Annotated in this window: 13 protein-coding genes; 10 read left to right on the top strand and 3 right to left on the bottom strand. The window is 71.7% G+C overall.

Features of this window, described 5'->3' with window-relative positions; genetic code table 11:
• The first annotated feature begins 21 nt into the window (after positions 1 to 21).
• The gene (locus ABT015_RS09550; protein ID WP_350878120.1) at positions 22 to 1,626 is read left to right on the top strand and encodes an MFS transporter; all 1,605 of its coding nucleotides are present in this window, start codon (positions 22 to 24) and stop codon (positions 1,624 to 1,626) included.
• A 200-nt stretch (positions 1,627 to 1,826) separates the two neighbouring features.
• Here ABT015_RS09550 and aceE read toward each other — a convergent pair whose 3' ends face one another.
• On the bottom strand, positions 1,827 to 4,577 hold the full coding sequence (gene aceE / locus ABT015_RS09545; RefSeq protein ID WP_350878119.1) for a pyruvate dehydrogenase (acetyl-transferring), homodimeric type: 2,751 nt from the start codon (positions 4,575 to 4,577) through the stop codon (positions 1,827 to 1,829).
• A 517-nt stretch (positions 4,578 to 5,094) separates the two neighbouring features.
• Between aceE and ABT015_RS09540 the strand changes: the two genes are divergently transcribed.
• The 5 genes from ABT015_RS09540 to ABT015_RS09520 all read left to right on the top strand — a co-directional run bounded on the left by ABT015_RS09540 (position 5,095) and on the right by ABT015_RS09520 (position 9,159).
• On the top strand, positions 5,095 to 5,535 hold the full coding sequence (locus ABT015_RS09540) for a DUF3052 domain-containing protein (RefSeq protein WP_350878118.1): 441 nt from the start codon (positions 5,095 to 5,097) through the stop codon (positions 5,533 to 5,535).
• Positions 5,536 to 5,824: 289 nt separating this feature from the next.
• Positions 5,825 to 6,283, top strand: a complete 459-nt coding sequence (locus ABT015_RS09535; RefSeq protein WP_063351080.1) for a peroxiredoxin — start codon at positions 5,825 to 5,827, stop codon at positions 6,281 to 6,283.
• A 208-nt stretch (positions 6,284 to 6,491) separates the two neighbouring features.
• On the top strand, positions 6,492 to 7,067 hold the full coding sequence (locus ABT015_RS09530) for a TerD family protein (protein WP_350878117.1): 576 nt from the start codon (positions 6,492 to 6,494) through the stop codon (positions 7,065 to 7,067).
• A gap of 252 nt (positions 7,068 to 7,319) precedes the next feature.
• Positions 7,320 to 7,898 carry a TerD family protein gene (locus tag ABT015_RS09525; RefSeq protein ID WP_350878116.1) on the top strand — a complete coding sequence of 193 codons (579 nt, stop codon included), beginning with the start codon at positions 7,320 to 7,322 and terminating at the stop codon, positions 7,896 to 7,898.
• 157 nt (positions 7,899 to 8,055) lie between these two features.
• On the top strand, positions 8,056 to 9,159 hold the full coding sequence (locus tag ABT015_RS09520) for a DUF475 domain-containing protein (RefSeq protein WP_350878115.1): 1,104 nt from the start codon (positions 8,056 to 8,058) through the stop codon (positions 9,157 to 9,159).
• A gap of 70 nt (positions 9,160 to 9,229) precedes the next feature.
• On the opposite strand, the gene ABT015_RS09515 is transcribed toward ABT015_RS09520, so the two are convergent.
• Entirely contained in the window at positions 9,230 to 10,393 is a 1,164-nt protein-coding gene (locus ABT015_RS09515; RefSeq protein ID WP_350878114.1) for a DUF2637 domain-containing protein, read from the bottom strand.
• 373 nt (positions 10,394 to 10,766) lie between these two features.
• Here ABT015_RS09515 and ABT015_RS09510 point away from each other — a divergent pair, with 373 nt between their 5' ends.
• The gene (locus tag ABT015_RS09510) at positions 10,767 to 11,513 is read left to right on the top strand and encodes a Tellurium resistance (RefSeq protein WP_350878113.1); all 747 of its coding nucleotides are present in this window, start codon (positions 10,767 to 10,769) and stop codon (positions 11,511 to 11,513) included.
• 45 nt (positions 11,514 to 11,558) lie between these two features.
• Here the strand turns inward: ABT015_RS09510 and ABT015_RS09505 are convergent, their stop codons facing one another.
• A complete protein-coding gene (locus ABT015_RS09505; RefSeq protein ID WP_350878112.1) occupies positions 11,559 to 12,740 on the bottom strand; it encodes a TerD family protein in 1,182 nt (393 codons plus the stop codon).
• 373 nt (positions 12,741 to 13,113) lie between these two features.
• On the opposite strand from ABT015_RS09505, the gene ABT015_RS09500 reads away from it, so the two are divergent.
• The 3 genes from ABT015_RS09500 (at position 13,114) to ABT015_RS09490 (ending at position 17,739) form a co-directional block, all read left to right on the top strand.
• Positions 13,114 to 14,310 carry an HpcH/HpaI aldolase/citrate lyase family protein gene (locus ABT015_RS09500; protein ID WP_350878111.1) on the top strand — a complete coding sequence of 399 codons (1,197 nt, stop codon included), beginning with the start codon at positions 13,114 to 13,116 and terminating at the stop codon, positions 14,308 to 14,310.
• A gap of 133 nt (positions 14,311 to 14,443) precedes the next feature.
• Positions 14,444 to 16,882 carry a phosphoribosyltransferase gene (locus ABT015_RS09495; RefSeq protein ID WP_350878109.1) on the top strand — a complete coding sequence of 813 codons (2,439 nt, stop codon included), beginning with the start codon at positions 14,444 to 14,446 and terminating at the stop codon, positions 16,880 to 16,882.
• Positions 16,882 to 17,739, top strand: a complete 858-nt coding sequence (locus tag ABT015_RS09490) for an HAD family hydrolase (RefSeq protein WP_350878108.1) — start codon at positions 16,882 to 16,884, stop codon at positions 17,737 to 17,739. The genes ABT015_RS09495 and ABT015_RS09490 overlap by 1 nt, the downstream gene beginning before the upstream one ends.

Below are 17,739 nucleotides of genomic sequence, written 5' to 3'. Positions count from 1 at the left end.
CACGCCCCCGGAGGGCCCCAGATGAGCCAGTCCGTCGTCAAGAACGCCAAGGCGGACGTCCCGCCGCAGCGCACGCCACCGGGCGGGGGAGGGCTCAAGGGGCACCCCTGGCTGACCCTGCTGACCGTCGCGGTCGGCGTGATGATGGTCGCCCTGGACGGCACGATCGTCGCCATCGCCAACCCCGTCATCCAGGCGGACCTGAAGGCCGCGCCCTCCGAGATCCAGTGGGTGACCAGCGGCTACCTGCTGGCCCTGGCCGTCTTCCTGATCACGGCCGGCAAGATCGGCGACCGCTTCGGCCACAAGAACACCTTCCTGGTCGGCGCCGTCGGCTTCGCCGCCACCTCGGCCGCGATCGGCTTCGCCGGCAACATCCAGACCGTGATCGCCTTCCGGGTGCTCCAGGGCCTGTTCGGCGCGCTGCTCCAGCCGGCCGCGCTCGGCCTGCTGCGCGGCGCCTTCCCGGCCGAGAAGCTCAACATGGCGATCGGCATCTGGGGCGGTGTGATCGGCGCCTCCACCGCGGCCGGCCCGATCGTCGGCGGCCTGCTGGTCGAGCACGTCAACTGGGAGTCGGTCTTCTTCATCAACATCCCGGTCGGCCTGATCGCGCTCGGCCTCGGCCTGTGGATACTCAAGGACGTGCGGGCCGAGAAGGCCGCCAAGTCCTTCGACCTGCCCGGGATCGCGCTGCTCTCGGTCGCGATGTTCGCGCTGGTCTTCGGCATCATCAAGGCCCCCGAGTGGGGCTGGGGCGACGCCCGCACGCTGCTGTTCCTGGGCGGCGCGGTGGTCCTGATGGTGCTCTTCGCGTTCTGGCAGGCCCGGGCGAAGGAGCCGCTGATCCCGCTCAGCCTGTTCCGTTCGGTGCCGCTGTCGGCGGGCACCCTGCTGATGGTGCTGATGGCCTTCGCGTTCTTCGGCGCGATCTTCTTCGTGACCTTCTACTTGCAGAACGTGCACGGGATGTCGCCGGTGTCGGCCGGCGTCCACCTGCTGCCGATGACCGGCATGATGATCATCGGTTCGCCGGTGGCGGGCATCGCGATCGGCAAGCTCGGCCCGCGGATCCCGATCGTGGCCGGCATGCTGATCACCACCGCCGCGATGTTCGGCATGTCCACCCTGGACGCGGGCTCCGGCACCGGCGTGATGTCGCTCTGGTTCGTCCTGATGGGCCTCGGCATCAGCCCGGTCATGGTCGGCGCCACCGAGGTGATCGTCGGCAACGCCCCGCTGGAGCTGTCCGGTGTGGCCGGCGGCCTCCAGCAGGCCGCGATGCAGGTCGGCGGCAGCCTCGGCACCGCCGTGCTGGGCGCCCTGATGGCCGCCAAGGTCGGCGACGTGCTGCCGGGCAACTGGGCCAAGGCCGGACTGCCGCCGGTCGAGGGCGCGGCGGGCGAGGGCCTGAAGCAGGCCGCCCAGCTCGGCATCGCCCCGCCGGCCCCGGCCGGCACCCCGCAGCAGGCGGTGGACGCGATGGCCGGTGCCGTGCACGACTCCTTCGTCAGCGGCATGTCGCTCGCCTTCGCGGTCGCCGCCGTGGTGGCCTTCGGCGCCGCCGTGCTCGGCCTGCTCACCCGCCGGGGCACCGTCGACGCGGGCCCGGCCGTCCACATCTGATCCCGCGCCACGGCTGATCCCCGCGCGATCGGCGACCGACGACCGACGGGCGACGGGCGACGACCAGCGGCCCCGGACTCGATGGAGTCCGGGGCCGCTGCGTGCCGTCATCCGCCGCCGCGGGCAGGTGACGGGGCCCGGATACGCCGAAGGGCCGGACCTCCGTACGGAGGCCCGGCCCTTCAGGGTCTAGCGGGTGATCAGGCGTCGCCGCCGGCGGCGCCCGGGTCGGCCGCGGCCACGTCGAGCAGCTGGTAGCGGTCGATCGCGTCCTTCAGCGCACTGCGGTCGATCTTGCCCTGCTTGGCGAGCTCGGTGAGAACCCCCAGGACGACCGACTGCGGGTCGATGTGGAAGAAGCGACGGGCCGCACCGCGGGTGTCGGCGAAGCCGAACCCGTCGGCACCCAGCGACTGGTACTGACCGGGCACCCAGCGGGAGATCTGGTCCGGCACCGCGCGCATCCAGTCGGACACGGCGACGACCGGGCCCTCGGCACCCTGGAGCTTCTGGGTGACGTACGGCACGCGCTGCTGCTCCTCGGGGTGCAGCAGGTTGAACTCCTCGGCCTCCACCGCGTCGCGGCGCAGCTCGTTCCAGGAGGTCGCGGACCAGACGTCGGCCTTGACGTTCCACTCCTCGGCGAGGATGCGCTGGGCCTCCAGGGCCCACGGCACGGCCACGCCGGAGGCGAGGATCTGGGCCGGGATCTGGCCGGCGGTGCCCGGCGCGTACCTGTGCAGACCCTTGAGGATGCCCTCGACGTCCACGTTCTCGGGCTCGGCCGGCATCTTGATCGGCTCGTTGTAGACGGTCATGTAGTAGAACACGTCCTCGCCGTGCGGGTGCTCGGCACTGGTGCCGTACATCCGCCGCAGACCGTCCTGGACGATGTGCGCGATCTCGAAGCCGTACGCCGGGTCGTACGCGACGACGCCGGGGTTGGTCGAGGCCAGCAGGTGCGAGTGGCCGTCGGCGTGCTGGAGGCCCTCGCCGGTCAGCGTGGTGCGGCCGGCGGTGGCGCCGATCACGAAGCCGCGGGCCAGCTGGTCGGCCATCTGCCAGAACTGGTCGCCGGTGCGCTGGAACCCGAACATCGAGTAGAAGACGTACACCGGGATCAGCGGCTCGCCGTGGGTGGCGTAGGAGGAGCCGGCGGCGATCAGCGAGGCGGTGCAGCCGGCCTCGGAGATGCCGTCGTGCAGCATCTGGCCGGTCGGCGACTCCTTGTAGGCCAGCAGCAGGTCGCGGTCGACCGACTCGTAGGTCTGGCCGAGCGGGTTGTAGATCTTCGCCGACGGGAAGAGCGAGTCCATGCCGAAGGTGCGGTACTCGTCGGGCGCGATCGGCACGAAGCGGTTGCCGATGCCCTTGTCCCGCATGAGGTCCTTGAGCACCCGGACGAACGCCATGGTGGTGGCGATGGTCTGGTTGCCGGAGCCCTTCTTGACCGCCTTGTACGCGTCGTCGCCGGGCAGTTCCAGCTGACGCGGGCGCACCTTGCGGGTCGGCACGTAGCCGCCCAGCTCGCTGCGGCGGTCGTGCATGTACTGGATCTCTTCCGAGTCGCGGCCCGGGTGGTAGTAGGGCGGGTAGCCCTCGTCCAGCTGCTTGTCGGTGATCGGCAGGTGCAGCCGGTCGCGGAAGCGCTTCAGGTCCTCGACCGTCAGCTTCTTCATCTGGTGGGTGGCGTTGCGGCCCTCGAAGTTGGGGCCGAGCGTCCAGCCCTTGACCGTCTGGGCGAGGATGACCGTCGGCTGGCCCTGGTGCTCGCGGGCCGCCTTGAACGCCGCGTAGATCTTCTTGTGGTCGTGGCCGCCGCGACCCAGGTGCTGGACCTGCTGGTCGGTCATGCTCTCGACCATCTTGCGCAGGCGCAGGTCGCTGCCGAAGAAGTGCTCGCGGATGTACTGGCCGGTCTCGGTGGCGTAGGTCTGGAACTGGCCGTCCACCGTGGTGTTCAGCTTGTTGACCAGGACGCCGTCGCGGTCCTGCGCGAGCAGCGGGTCCCAGCTGCGGTCCCAGACCAGCTTGATCACGTTCCAGCCGGCGCCCCGGAACTGGGACTCCAGCTCCTGGATGATCTTGCCGTTGCCGCGGACCGGGCCGTCCAGGCGCTGCAGGTTGCAGTTGACCACGAAGGTCAGGTTGTCGAGGCCCTCGCGCGCGGCCAGCGACAGCTGGCCCAGCGACTCCGGCTCGTCCATCTCGCCGTCGCCGAGGAAGGCGTAGACCTGCGAGTCGGAGGTGTCCTTGATCCCGCGGTGCTCCAGGTAGCGGTTCATCCGGGCCTGGTAGATCGCGCCGAGCGGGCCGAGGCCCATGGACACGGTCGGGAACTCCCAGAAGTCCGGCATCAGCCGCGGGTGCGGGTAGCTGGAGAGGCCGTACGGGGCCTTCGACTTCTCCTGGCGGAACGCGTCGAGCTGCTGCTCGGACAGCCGGTCCAGCAGGAACGCGCGGGCGTAGATGCCGGGGGAGGCGTGGCCCTGGAAGAAGATCTGGTCGCCGGACTCGCCCTCGGCGTCCTTGCCGCGGAAGAAGTAGTTGAAGCCGACGTCGTACAGCGACGCGGAGGAGGCGAAGGTGGCGATGTGCCCGCCCACGCCGATGCCCGGGCGCTGCGCCCGGGAGACCATCACGGCCGCGTTCCAGCGGGTCGCGTTGAGGATCTTGCGCTCGATCTCCTCGTTGCCGGGGAAGAACGGCTCGTCCTTGGTCGCGATGGTGTTGACGTAGTCCGTGCTGCGCATCTCGGGCACGGCGACACGCTTCTCGCGGGCGCGCTCGATCAGGCGGAGCATCAGGTAGCGGGCGCGCTCGCGCCCCCGCTCGTCGATGGCCGCGTCAAGCGACTCCAGCCATTCCGCGGTCTCCTCGGGATCGAAGTCCGGGACCTGACTCGGAAGGCCGCCAATGATGATCGGGTTGCGATCGGATCCGGAAGCCACGCTGTTCCTTCACTGTCGGTCGAAACTGAGGTGTGTCGCGCCGCCTCCATCGTGCTACCGCGCTCGGAGATCCGTCATCTCTACCGATCGGTAACCGTTCCGCCTGGTGGGCGGGACGGTCTGGCGGTGCGCGGTCCGGGCGACTTCGCCCGCCCCGCACACCCCCGGGTGCTACGTACAGAGGTGGTCCGACCTGGTGTCCCGTCCGCCCGATGGCGGGCGGCCGGGGTGAGGGCCAACAGGAGACTCTACGCCCGCGCACGCGCGGACCCGAATGCCGTTCGTATCTCGGGCATCCGTACGCCCTGTGGGCCGGGACCACCCGAAGCATCCTTGTCTCATGCAGAGAAGGGCAAATCGGTGTGATTCCCGACACATCGAACGGCGTGTCCCCGCTGTGGCACGTCAACCTTTGGGGGGGATCGGGGGTCGGGTACTTGCGCGAACCGCCGCGCCCGTGTGGACTACGGCCACAGCCTCGGCATGGACGCCGGGCCGAATACTGGAGGTTATTCCCGTGAGCGCGACCGCGGACCCCGCGGACAAGTCCAACCCGGCGACCCGTCTCGGCTTCGAAGCGGGCCAGATCATCCAGGAGCTGGGGTACGACGACGACACTGACCAGGATCTCCGCGAAGGCATCGAGGAGCTCACCGGGACGGATCTCGTCGACGAGGACTACGACGACGTCGCCGACGCCGTCCTGCTGTGGCACCGCGACGACGACGGGGACCTCACCGACTCCCTCGTCGACGCCCTGGAGTACCTGGCCGAAGGCGGGCTGATCTGGCTGCTGACGCCCAAGACCGGGCGCGACGGCCACATCGAGGCGTCCGACATCGCGGACGCGGCCCGCACCGCCGGTCTCTCCCAGACCAGCTCGATCGCGGTCGCCAAGGACTGGGCGGCCACCCGGCTCGCCACCAAGTCCACGGCCAAGCCGGCCGGCAAGCGCTGAGCGGGCTCTGAGGCCCCGCATCGGGCCCCGCCGGAGGATCCCTCCGGCGGGGCCCGATCGTTTTCCGGGTCCGGCGCCGGGGGCGGCGTCGCCCTCGTCGTCACGGAGCGTGGTCGCCCGGGTCGTGTTCGCCCCCGGGGCCGGTCCGGAAACGCGTTCGCCCAGGGCGAAAGCGGTGGAGCACGCGGGTGCCGCCCTCATCCATTCGGCGGAACGTGCCCGAACGGATGCGAGGATGGCGCTGGCCGCGCCGCCCGCGCGGCGCGGTCGCGTCAGAAAGGTCACGTTCATGGCCATCGAGGTCGGCACCGAGGCTCCGGACTTCGAGCTCAACAACCAGCACGGCGAAGCGGTCCGCCTCTCCGACTTCCGGGGCGAGCGGAACGTCGTCCTGGTCTTCTACCCGTTCTCCTTCACCGGCGTCTGCACCGGAGAGCTCGGCGCCATCCAGCGGGAGCTGGCGCAGCTGCAGAACGACCGGGTCCAGGTGCTCGGCGTCTCCTGCGACTCGCAGTTCACCCAGCGCGTCTTCGCCGACCGGGAGGGCCTGGAGTTCCCGCTGCTGGCCGACTTCTGGCCGCACGGCGAGGTCGCCCGCGCCTACGGCGTCCTCGACGAGCGGAAGGGCTGCCCCGTGCGCGGCACCTTCGTGATCGACACGGCGGGCACGGTGCGCTGGAGCGTCGTCAACGACCTGCCGGACGCCCGGGACGAGCAGGAGTACCTGAAGGCCCTCGGCGCCCTCTGAGGCCCCGCGTGGAGGCCCGTGGCGGTGGCCGCGGGCCCGGCCCCGCGAACTTCGAACAGCCGCGCCGGACCCGTTCGCACGTCCGGACGGGAACCGCGCACTACGCTCGGTCCGTTGGTCGGGTGGGGCACGTGAGCCGCTCGCCGGCCGGCGCCTCGAACCGCACCACGGGGGCACCAGGGCGTGCCTCCCGATTCTTGGAGGACAAGTGGGTGTCAGCCTGAGCAAGGGCGGCAATGTCTCGCTCACCAAGGAGGCCCCGGGGCTTTCGGCCGTGGTCGTCGGCCTGGGCTGGGACGTCCGGACCACCACGGGGACGGACTTCGACCTGGACGCCAGCGCGCTGCTCTGCAACGAGCAGGGCAAGGTCGCCTCGGACGGGAACTTCGTCTTCTTCAACAACCTGAAGAGCGCGGACGGCTCCGTCGAGCACACCGGTGACAACCGCACCGGCGAGGGCGAGGGCGACGACGAGGCGATCAAGGTCAACCTGGTCGGCGTCCCGGCGGACGTGCAGAAGATCGTCTTCCCGGTCTCGATCTACGACGCCGAGAGCCGCGGCCAGAACTTCGGCCAGGTGCGCAACGCGTTCATCCGCGTGGTGAACCAGGCCGACAACACGGAGCTGGCCCGCTACGACCTCTCCGAGGACGCCTCCACCGAGACCGCGATGGTCTTCGGCGAGCTGTACCGCAACGGCGCCGAGTGGAAGTTCCGGGCCATCGGCCAGGGCTACGCCTCCGGCCTGCGCGGCATCGCCCAGGACTTCGGCGTCAACGTCTGACCGGTCGACACCGGCCGACACCGGGCGACACGGGGCGGCGGCGGACGACGGCCGGCCGCCCGGCGCGGGAGCCTTGTACGGGGCGGCCCCGGACCTCCAGAGGTCCGGGGCCGCCCCGGCTTCGTGTCGGCTCCGTGCGCTGCGAGGATGTGAGTTCAGGAAGTTCAGCCGGCCAAACGGGGCCGGCCCGGGCCGTGGGGGACTACACCTTGTAGGCGCGCCCCGGGAGAAGGCAAGGGAGGAAGAACAGTCATGGTGGTCACGCTCGCCAAGGGCGGGAACGTCTCGCTCACCAAGGCCGCGCCGAACCTGACGCAGGTCCAGATCGGCCTCGGCTGGTCCGCCCGTTCGACCACGGGCGCACCGTTCGACCTCGATGCGAGCGCCCTGATCTGCGGTGGCGGCCGGGTGCTCGGTGACGAGTACTTCGTCTTCTACAACAACCTCAAGAGCCCCGAGGGCTCGGTCGAGCACACCGGTGACAACCTCACCGGCGGCGAGGACGACGGCGACGACGAGGTGGTCCTGGTCAACCTGGAGCTGGTGCCGGCGCAGGCGGACAAGGTGGTCTTCGCGGTGTCGATCTACGACGCCGAGGCGCGGCTGCAGAACTTCGGGCAGGTCCGCAACGCCTACATCCGGGTCGCCAACTCCCTCGACGGCCAGGAGATCGCCCGTTACGACCTGTCCGAGGACGCGTCCAGCGAGACCGCGATGATCTTCGGCGAGCTGTACCGCTACGCGGGCGAGTGGAAGTTCCGCGCGGTGGGCCAGGGCTACGCCTCCGGCCTGCGCGGCATCGCCCTCGATTTCGGCGTAAACGTACAGTAAGGGCGAAAAGGCGAAAATCAGAACAATCGCACCCAACCTACGATCATGAGAACAGAAGGCAGTGCGGGGGTGACCTGACCGGGCCCGGCCCGGTCAGGGCGTCTCGGGACGAGGCCGCCCCCGGCACGGCCCGAAACCCGAAAGGTAACCAAGTCCCGTGTTCCTCCGCACTTTCGGCTGGTCGTTCGCGATCACCGTCCTAGGCCTGATCGCGGCCGGACTGCTCTGGGGGGCCCAAGGATTCGGCATCGTGCTGATCCTCTCCATCCTGGAGATCTCCCTGTCGTTCGACAACGCGGTGGTCAACGCCACGGTGTTGAAGCGGATGAACCCGTACTGGCAGAAGATCTTCCTGACCGTCGGCGTGCTCATCGCCGTCTTCGGCATGCGGCTGGTCTTCCCGCTGCTGGTGGTCGGCCTCACCGCGAAGCTCAACCCCGCGACGGTCATCGACCTCGCGCTGCACTCCGACAAGACGCACGCCGGCCTGACCTACGGTCAGTACCTGGAGGCGGCCAACCCCGCCATCGCGGCCTTCGGCGGCGTCTTCCTGCTCATGATCTTCCTCGACTTCGTGTTCGACGACGAGAAGGAGCACAACTGGCTGGGCTGGATCGAGCGCCCGCTGGAGAAGGTCGGCAAGCTGGACGCCTTCTCCAGCGTCGTCGCGCTGGTCGTGCTGGTGCTGGCCTCCAACTTCTTCGCCGGGGAGCACGCTGAAACCGTTCTGCTCGCCGGTGTCCTCGGCCTGATCACCTACCTCGTGGTCGGCGGCCTCTCCTCGATCTTCGAATCGGGTCTGGAGGAGGACGCCGAGCGCGAGGAGGAGGCCGAGAAGTCCGGCAAGTCGATCCTCCAGGTCGGCGGCAAGGCCGCGTTCTTCCTCTTCCTCTACCTGGAGGTCCTGGACGCCTCGTTCTCCTTCGACGGCGTGGTCGGCGCGTTCGCCATCTCCAGCGACATCTTCCAGATCACCCTGGGCCTGGGCATCGGCGCGATGTACATCCGCTCGCTGACCGTCTTCCTGGTCCGCAAGGGCACCCTGGACGACTACGTCTACCTGGAGCACGGCGCGCACTACGCGATCGGCGCGCTCTCGGTGATCCTGCTGGTCGGGATCAAGTACCACATCCCGGAGATCGTCACCGGCCTGATCGGCGTCGCCTTCATCGGGCTGGCGCTCGGCTCGTCGATCCTGCGCAACCGGCGCGAGGATGCGCGGGACGAACCGGAACTGGTGAGTACGAGTACCGGCGAGTAGCCCGCCGGGTACGCGAAACGGCCGCCTCCGGGAATCCGGGGGCGGCCGTTTCGCGTCGCGGTGCGCCCGCTCAGCCGAGCTGCTGCTCGATCGCGCGCAGCTTGCGCTCCAGCGAGTCCAGCTTGGGCATCGACAGGGTGTCGTCGTCGGCCGTCAGGTCGATGGCCGAGCTGCGGTAGGACGAGCCCGAGGCCGATCCGGCGGACGAGGAGTAGGACGACGAGTAGGACGAGGACGAGGAGGACGCCGAGGAGGACGGCGCGTACGACGAGCCGACGGCGGCACGCGGGCGGCGGCCGGCGTCCAGCGCGGCCGGCTCCAGCGGGCCCGAGGCGGCCTGGTGCGAGGAGGCGGTGTCCGACTCGGCGGCTAGGGCAGGCTCCGTAGCGGTCTGGCCGTCGCCGGCAGCCGTGAGCGCGGGCACCTGGCGGCCGCCGCGGGCCCGGGCGAGCATGCCGCCCTGGCGGGAGATGGCCTTCAGCTCGGCCCGCTCGCGGCGGTCGGCCGTGCGGGCCCGCACCTTGGCGTCCAGCTTGGCCTGGCGCTCCTCGCGCACCTCCTCGACCGCCTCGTCCAGGCTGCGGACGTTCTCCAGCAGCATCAGCGACCAGGCCGCGTAGGTCTCGCGCGGGGCGCGCAGCCAGCGGACGATCCGGATCTGCGGCAGCGGGCGCGGCACGAGCCCCTGCTCGCGCAGCGCGGCCTTGCGGGTCTGCTTCAGCGCGCGGTCGAACAGGATCGCCGCCGAGATCGACATGCCGGAGAAGAACTGCGGGGCGCCGTCGTGCGACACGCCGCGCGGCGCGTGGACCCAGTTGAACCAGGCCGAGGCGATCGCGAACACCCAGACCAGCAGACGGGAGCCGAGCGCGGCGTCACCGTGGCTGGCCTCGCGCACGGCGAGCACCGAGCAGAACATCGCGGCACCGTCGAGGCCGAACGGGACGAGGTACTCCCAGCCGCCGGACAGCCCCAGGTTCTCCTTGCCGAAGCCCACCAGGCCGTGGAAGGACAGCGCGGCCGCGACACCGGCGCAGCAGAACAGCAGCGTGTAGGAGGAGATGCCGTAGATCATCTCCTTGCGCCGCCGACGCTCCTCGCTGCGCTCCCAGGAGTCGCCGGCCTCTTCCTTCTTCGTGTTCTTGAAACGCAGCGTCGCCAGCAGGACGGCGACGAACAGCAGGGCTGCGCCGCCGACGACGGTCCAGACCAGCTGTATGGAGGTCAGGTTCATTGCGGGTCGGGCCTCGGGTTTCCGCAGGGGACGGGTTCACAGAGCGACACAGGCGGTCAGCTCCCGGTACTCGGGTCGCGCCTGACGGTTCGTTCGTCGCCGCACGGCGTACCCGCCGCACCCGCGCAGGGGCGGACGGGACACCTGTGCGGCTAGACGATATCGCGTCCGAAGGGGCGGCATGTTACGGGAGGGGGGCTTCCTCCCGCCAGTCGACCCACCGGCCGCTCCACTCGTCGACCCGGCGGTGAGCGCCGGGGGGCCCGACGGGGTAGGGGAGGGGAAGGTTTGGGTATCCGAGGGCCGGGCTGATGCCCGATCATGGAGCGGCGGACCGTCAGATCGACTGACGGGAGCAGGGGGAGAGGGCGGGATGGTCTCGATCTGGGAGTACCTGCGCGGGGAGCGGAACTACACCTTCGACAACCCGGGCGGTCAGCACAAGGTCATACTCACCAAGTCGACCCCGCAGCACGCGATCACCGGGTCCGCGGCCACCACCGGCTACCTCTACGTCAACCTGCACTGGACCACCCGCTCCGGGGCCGTCCGGCCGAGTGCCCGCGAACGCGCCAAGCGCCTCTTCAGCCCCCGCATCCTGCGCCCGCTGGAGCCGGACTCGGTGCAGAACGAGCAGGTCAACGTCGACCTCGACCTGGCGTGCATGTACGAACTGTCCGACGGGAGCAGCGGCGTGGTGCAGCCGCTCGGCGGCTACTTCGGCGACCTCCGGCAACCGCCGTACATCAAACTCAGCGGCGACGACCAGTACGGGGCGCCGTCCGGCGAGACGATGTACGTCAACCTGGAGAAGAAGGACAAGTTCAAACGGCTGCTGATCTTCGTCTACATCTACGACGGCACGCCGGCCTTCGAGCAGTCCCACGCGGTGGTGACGATCGTGCCGCAGACCGGGCCGCGGATCGAGATCAAGCTGGACGAACGGGCCCGGGCGGCGCGCTCGTGCGCGGTGGTGCTGATCGAGAACGCGGGGGACAACCAGCTGACGGTGCGCCGTGAGGTGCGGTACGTCAACGGGTTCCAGGCGGACATCGACCGGCTGTACGGGTTCGGGATGCAGTGGCAGCGCGGGTACAAGAGCCAGGGCGGCTCCGACTAGGCCCTGTCCGGCAAGATCGGCCGGACAGGGCCTAGGCCCCGCCGATCAGCGGGGCTGGAACTGCGGGCCCTGCGGCGGCAGGGCGAACTCCTCGCCGGTGGGCGGCTGGGCCGGGGCCTGGGCCGGTGGTTGCGCGGGGGCCTGGGCCGGCGGCTGCTGGCCGGTGCCGGCGTGCGGGTAGCCGTAGCTGCCGGGGTGCTGCTGCGGGGCGGGCTGCTGCTGGTGCGGGTAGCCGTAGCCGGTGCCCTGCTGCTGCGGGTACGGCTGGGGGGTGGGGTGCGGGTACCCGTAGCCGGTACCGGGCTGCTGCTGCGGATAGCCGTAGCCGGTGCCGGGCGGCTGGTGGGGCTGTGGCTGCTGCGGGTAGCCGTACCCGGTGCCGGGCTGGTGGGCCGGGGGTGCGGTCGGGGCCGGCGGCGCGGCCGGGGGAACGGTGGGCGGCGCGGTCGGCGGGGGCGGCACCGTGCCCGGGGCGGCCGCGGCGGGCTGCTGCTGGGGCCGGTGCCGGGGGGTGGCCGGCGGCTGCGGGACGGCCGGGGCCAGGGTGAAGGTGCCGGGCTCGGGCGGGGCGGTCGGGCGCGGGGCGGGCAGCGGGGTGCTGCGCGGGTCGACGGCGGCGGTGGGGGTGACGGTGGGGGTGGCCGTCGAGGCCGCCGCCGGGGCCGCCTCGGCCTCCGCCTCGTCGTCGACGGTGATGCCGAAGTCGGTGGCCAGGCCGATCAGGCCGGAGGTGTAGCCCTGGCCGATCGCCCGGAACTTCCAGGCGCCGGAGCGCCGGTACAGCTCGCCCGCGACCAGCGCGGTGACGTTCTCGCCGTCGGAGATCGCGAACTCGGCGAGTGCGGGCGTGCCGTCCCCGGCCGTGGCGTCGAAGAGCAGCAGGCGAAGCCCGGGCACCGCGCGGAAGGAGCCGCCCTCGGAGGAGCCGGCCAGCACCACCCGGTCGACGTCGGCGGGCAGCTTGGCGAGTTCGACCTCGATCGTGTCGATGATCTCGGCGCCGCCGGAGGTCTGCTGCTTGGGCAGGTGGCGCACCAGGCCTGAGGGGTGCCGCGGCTGGTTGTAGAAGACGAAGTCGGCATCCGAACGGACCTTGCCGGTGGCGCCGAGCAGCAGCGCGGACGCGTCCACGTCCGGCGCACCGGGCGTGGCGCTCCAGCGCAGCACGGCGCGGACCGCCGCAGCCGGCAGTGCGATGTTGGCGCCCTTGGCCATCACGTGCGTCATAGCCGACCATCCTGCCCGTTCGCCACCCCTTCGGACAACGTGACCGGGACCGTCGGAACCGGGTCGAACTTTGCCAAGACTTGCGCTTGCCGGGGGTTTGCCGGTGCTCGACCGGTGGTCGGTGATCTGGACGGCGATGTTCCGGGAGTTCAGTGCCGAGGAACCGGGGACGGCCGGAATCCGTCCGTACGATGGGCGGTCCACGGGCCCGCCGGGGTCGGGCGGAGGGGGGCCCGCCGGCGTCCGTCCGGGAACCACGGAGCCCCGTGGACCGGTTGACCATGGTGTCGCACCGCTGGATCGCGGTGTCGTCCCGCGCCGCCGCGCGCCCCGGCAACGGACCGGTGGCCGTCAAACCTCTGAGGAGAGCACCTTGCGCCATTTCGGCCACCTCGCCGACGACGTACGCGGTCGCCTCTTCCTCGAACCGCCCCGGCCGTTCACCGCGCGGAGCGAGGCCGCGGTGCTGGCCACCGCCCTCGGCGGCACCCTCTACAGCCCCGCCACCCGGCCCGCGCTGGCCGCCGACATCCGCAAACAGGCTGCTCGGGGCGTGGTGTCGATGGTGCTCTGCCTGGAGGACGCGATCGCCGACCACGAGGTGGACGCGGGGGAGCGGAACCTGATCGAGCAGTTGAATGACCTGGTCAGGGATTTCACCGACTGCACACAAGGCCACCCCCTGCTCTTCATCAGAGTTCGAGCCGCCTCCCAGATCCTCGACCTGGCCGAGCGGCTCGGGCCGGCCGTCGAGCTGCTGAGCGGGTTCGTCCTGCCGAAGTTCACCACGGAGACCGGAGGCGCGTACCTGGCCGCCCTGGCCGCCGCCGAGGCCGCCACCGGGCGCCGGCTGTTCGCCATGCCCGTCCTGGAGTCACCCGAACTCGCCCACCTGGAGACCAGGCGCCAGCAGCTCTTCGGCATCGCCGACCTGCTCGCCGGGCACCGGGAGCGGGTGCTCGCCGTCCGCCTCGGCGTGACCGACCTCTGCTCCGCGTACGGCCTGCGCCGCTCGCCCGACCTCACCGCGTACGACGTCGCCCTGGTCTCGGCGGTGATCGGCGACGTGGTCAACGTGCTCGGCCGGGCGGACGGCACCGGGTACACCGTCACCGGTCCGGTCTGGGAGTACTTCCCGGTCCAGGAGCGGATGTTCAAGCCGCAGCTGCGCCGCACGCCGTTCGCCGAGACCCCCGGGACGTCCCGGGCCTCCGGCGAGGAGGTCCGCCGGCGGATCATCGAGCACGACCTGGACGGGCTGATCCGGGAGGTCGAACTCGACCGGGCCAACGGCCTGCTCGGCAAGACCTGCATCCACCCCAGCCACGTCCCCGCCGTGCACGCCCTCTCCGTGGTCACGCACGAGGAGTACTGCGACGCCCGGGACATCCTCCGGCAGGAGCGGGACGGCGGCGGGGTCCTGCGCTCGGCGTACACCAACAAGATGAACGAGGCCCGGCCGCACCGGGCCTGGGCGGAGCGGGTGCTGCTGCGGGCGGAGGTGTTCGGGGTGGCCCGGGAGGACGTGAGCTTCGCGGAGCTGCTCGCGGCCTGCCTGTGCGGGGGGTGAGGGGGCTGCGCGCGGCCTGCCTGTGCGGGGGGTGAGGGGGCTGCGCGCGGTTGACCTGAACGGCCCGACCTGTCCGACCTATCCGACTGATCCGAAGACCGCACCACCGCACCATGCGAAGGCAGGACCAGCAGTGACAGCACAGCAGACGTGGACCGGCCGTTGGGTCGCCGACCGGGCCGGCATCGCCCTGACCGGCTCGGACCGCCTCCCCGAACTCGTGGGCCTGGCCCTGCGTTCCCAGAACCCGAAGCGCGCCCACCTGCTGGTCTCCACCGTGCTCGGCAAGCACGTCCCGCAGCGGCCTGCCGTCGTCCACGGCGTCGGACTCGAACTCGGTCGGCAGGTCCGCGAGTTGATCGGTGGCGAGGCCGCCGCGCGGGCCGTCGTCCTCGGCTACGCGGAGACGGCCACCGGCCTCGGCCACAGCGTCGCCGACGGCCTCGACGCCCCGTACCTGCACTCCACCCGCCGCCCGGTGGCCGGTGTGCCCCCGCTCGGCGGCTTCGAGGAGGAGCACTCGCACGCCACCTCGCACCTACTGCTCCCCGCCGATCCCGAACTCCTCACCGGTGAAGGCCCGTTGGTGCTGGTCGACGACGAGTTCTCGACCGGCCGCACGGTCCTCAACACCATCCGTGAACTGCACGCCCGCCACCCCCGCGACCACTACGTCGTCGTCGCCCTGGTCGACCTGCGTTCCGCCGCCGACCGCCGCCGGCTCGCCGACACCGCCGCCGAACTCGGCGTCCGGCTCGACCTGGTGGCCACCGCCAGCGGCGCCGTCCAGCTGCCCGCCGACCTCCAGGACCGCGCCGAGCGGCTGATAGCCGAGGCCGCCCCCGCCCCCGCCGCGCCCCCCGGAACGCCCGCACCGCTCGCCCGGGTCGACCTGGACTGGCCCGCCGGGCTCCCCGACGGCGGCCGGCACGGGTTCACCGCCCACGACCGCGCCCGACTGGACGCCGCCCTGCCCCGCCTGGCCGGACAACTGGCCGACACGCTGCCCGCCACGGCGCGGCGCGTGCTGGTCCTCGGCTTCGAGGAGCTGATGTACGCCCCGCTGCGGCTGGCCGGCGCACTCGCCGACCGGCTGGGCGGTGACCGCGTCCGCTACTCCACCACCACCCGCTCGCCCGTCCTCGCCGTGGACGACCCCGGCTACGCCATCCGCACCCGCCTCGCCTTCCCCGCCCACGACGACCCGCAGGACGACGCTTCGCGCGAGCGCTACGCCTACAACGTCGCCCCCGGCAGCGACCCGGCCCGCCGCTTCGACGCGGTCGTGCTGGTGGTCGACGACGTCGCCGACACCCCCGCCCTGCGCGAGGGCGAGCGCGCCCTGCTCGGCCAGCTGCGGCAGGTCACCGACCAGGTGGTGCTCGCGGTGCTGCCCTCCCACCGGCCTTCGCTCCAGTCGCCCCACCTGCCGTCCCCGTTGTACGGCCCGGCGTTCTCCTCCTACCGCCCCGACGAGGTGGCCTGGCTGCTCAAGGACCTCTCCGGCGTCCCGCTCGAAGCCCCCACCGAGGAGCGCGAGGAGGCCGTCCAGAACGGCGGCGCGCACTACGCCGAGTCGCTGCCGGTCGAGTACCAGCCCAGCCCCGAGTACCAGGAGCTGTTCCACCAGGCGCTGCGCGCCTCCGCCCGCCGCATCGCGCTCGCCGCCGGCACCGTCGCCGAGACCCTGCTGCGCGAGCGCGGCCCCGGCCTGGTGCTCGCCTCGCTGGCCCGGGCCGGCACGCCCGTCGGCATCCTGATCCGCCGCTGGCTCGCCCACGCCCACGGACTCGACATCCCCCACTACGCCGTCTCCATCGTCCGCGGCCGCGGCATCGACCAGGTCGCGCTGCGCTACCTGGCCGCCCACCACCGCGCCGGCGACGTGGTGTTCGTCGACGGCTGGACCGGCAAGGGCGCGATCACCCGCGAACTCGCCGAGGCCCTGGCCGGCACCGGCTTCGACCCGGACCTCGCCGTCCTCGCCGACCCCGGCCGCTGCGCGCGCACCTACGGCACCCGGGACGACTTCCTGATCCCCTCCGCCTGCCTCAACTCCACCGTCTCCGGCCTGGTCTCGCGCACCGTGCTGCGGCCCGGCCTGATCGGCCCGGACGACTTCCACGGCGCCAAGCACTACGCCGAACTGGCCGGCGCGGACGTCTCCGCCGCCTTCCTCGACACCGTAGCCGACCACTTCGACGCCGTCCGCCCGGAGGCCGTCGCCGCCGCCGACCGGCTGTCCACCGCCCCCGATCGCACGCCCGACTGGGCCGGCTGGGCCGCCGTCGAACGGATCAGCACCGAGTACGGCATCGACAGCGTCAACCTGGTCAAGCCCGGCGTCGGCGAGACCACCCGGGTGCTGCTGCGCCGCGTCCCCTGGCGGGTCCTCGCCCGGCGCGGCGCCGGCGCCGACCTCGACCACGTCCGGCTGCTCGCCGCCCAGCGCGGCGTCGAGGTCGAGGAGGTGGACGGCCTGCCGTACTCGTGCGTCGGCCTCATCCACCCCCGCTACAGTCGAGGAGCGACCGGGGCCTCCGGTAGGACCGTTGTGGTGAAGGAGTCCTGATGAACGCCGATGTTCTCGTCGCCAGCGACCTCGACCGGACGCTCGTCTACTCCAACCGGGCCCTCGCCCTGGACGTCCCCGACCGGCTCGCGCCCCGGCTGCTCTCCGTCGAGGTGCACGACGGCAAGGCGCTCTCGTTCATGACCGAACAGGCCGCCGCGCTGCTCGTCGAACTCGTCCGGCAGGCCTGGTTCGTCCCCGCCACCACCCGCACCCTCGCCCAGTACGAGCGGATCAACCTGCCCGGCCCGACGCCCGGTTGGGTCCCCGCGTACGCGATCTGCGGCAACGGCGGGCACCTGCTCGTCGACGGCGTGCCCGACCAGGACTGGCGCACCGAGATCACCGCGCGGCTCGCCTCCGGCGCGGCCCCGCTGGAGGAGGTCGTCCGGCAGCTCGCCCTGAGCGCCGACCCGGAGTGGACGCACAAGCGCCGCGTCGCCGACGGGCTGTTCGCCTACCTCGTCGTCGAGCGCGCCGCGCTGCCCGCCGGCTGGCTCGACGAGCTGACCGGCTGGTGCGCCGAACGCGGCTGGGCGGTCTCGCTCCAGGGCCGCAAGGTCTACGCCGTCCCCGGGCCGCTCAGCAAGAGCGCCGCCCTCGCCGAAGCCGTCCGGCGCACCGGCGCGAGCACCGTGCTCGCGGCCGGTGACTCGCTGCTCGACGCCGACCTGCTGCTCGCCGCCGACGCCGCCTGGCGGCCCGGGCACGGCGAACTCGCCGACGGCGGCTGGACCGCCCCCGGCGTCACCGCCCTCGACGAGGTGGGGGTGGCGGCGGGGGAGGAGATCGTCCGACGCTTCCTCGCCCGGGTGGCCGCCGCACCCGCCGCGCCCGCCGCGCCCGTCGCTTCCTGA

The sequence above is a fragment of the Kitasatospora sp. NPDC094016 genome (assembly GCF_040304045.1).
GTDB lineage: Bacteria > Actinomycetota > Actinomycetes > Streptomycetales > Streptomycetaceae > Kitasatospora.
The sequence above is the reverse complement of the archived record's forward strand: the minus strand, read 5'-3'. Positions and strand labels throughout refer to the sequence as shown.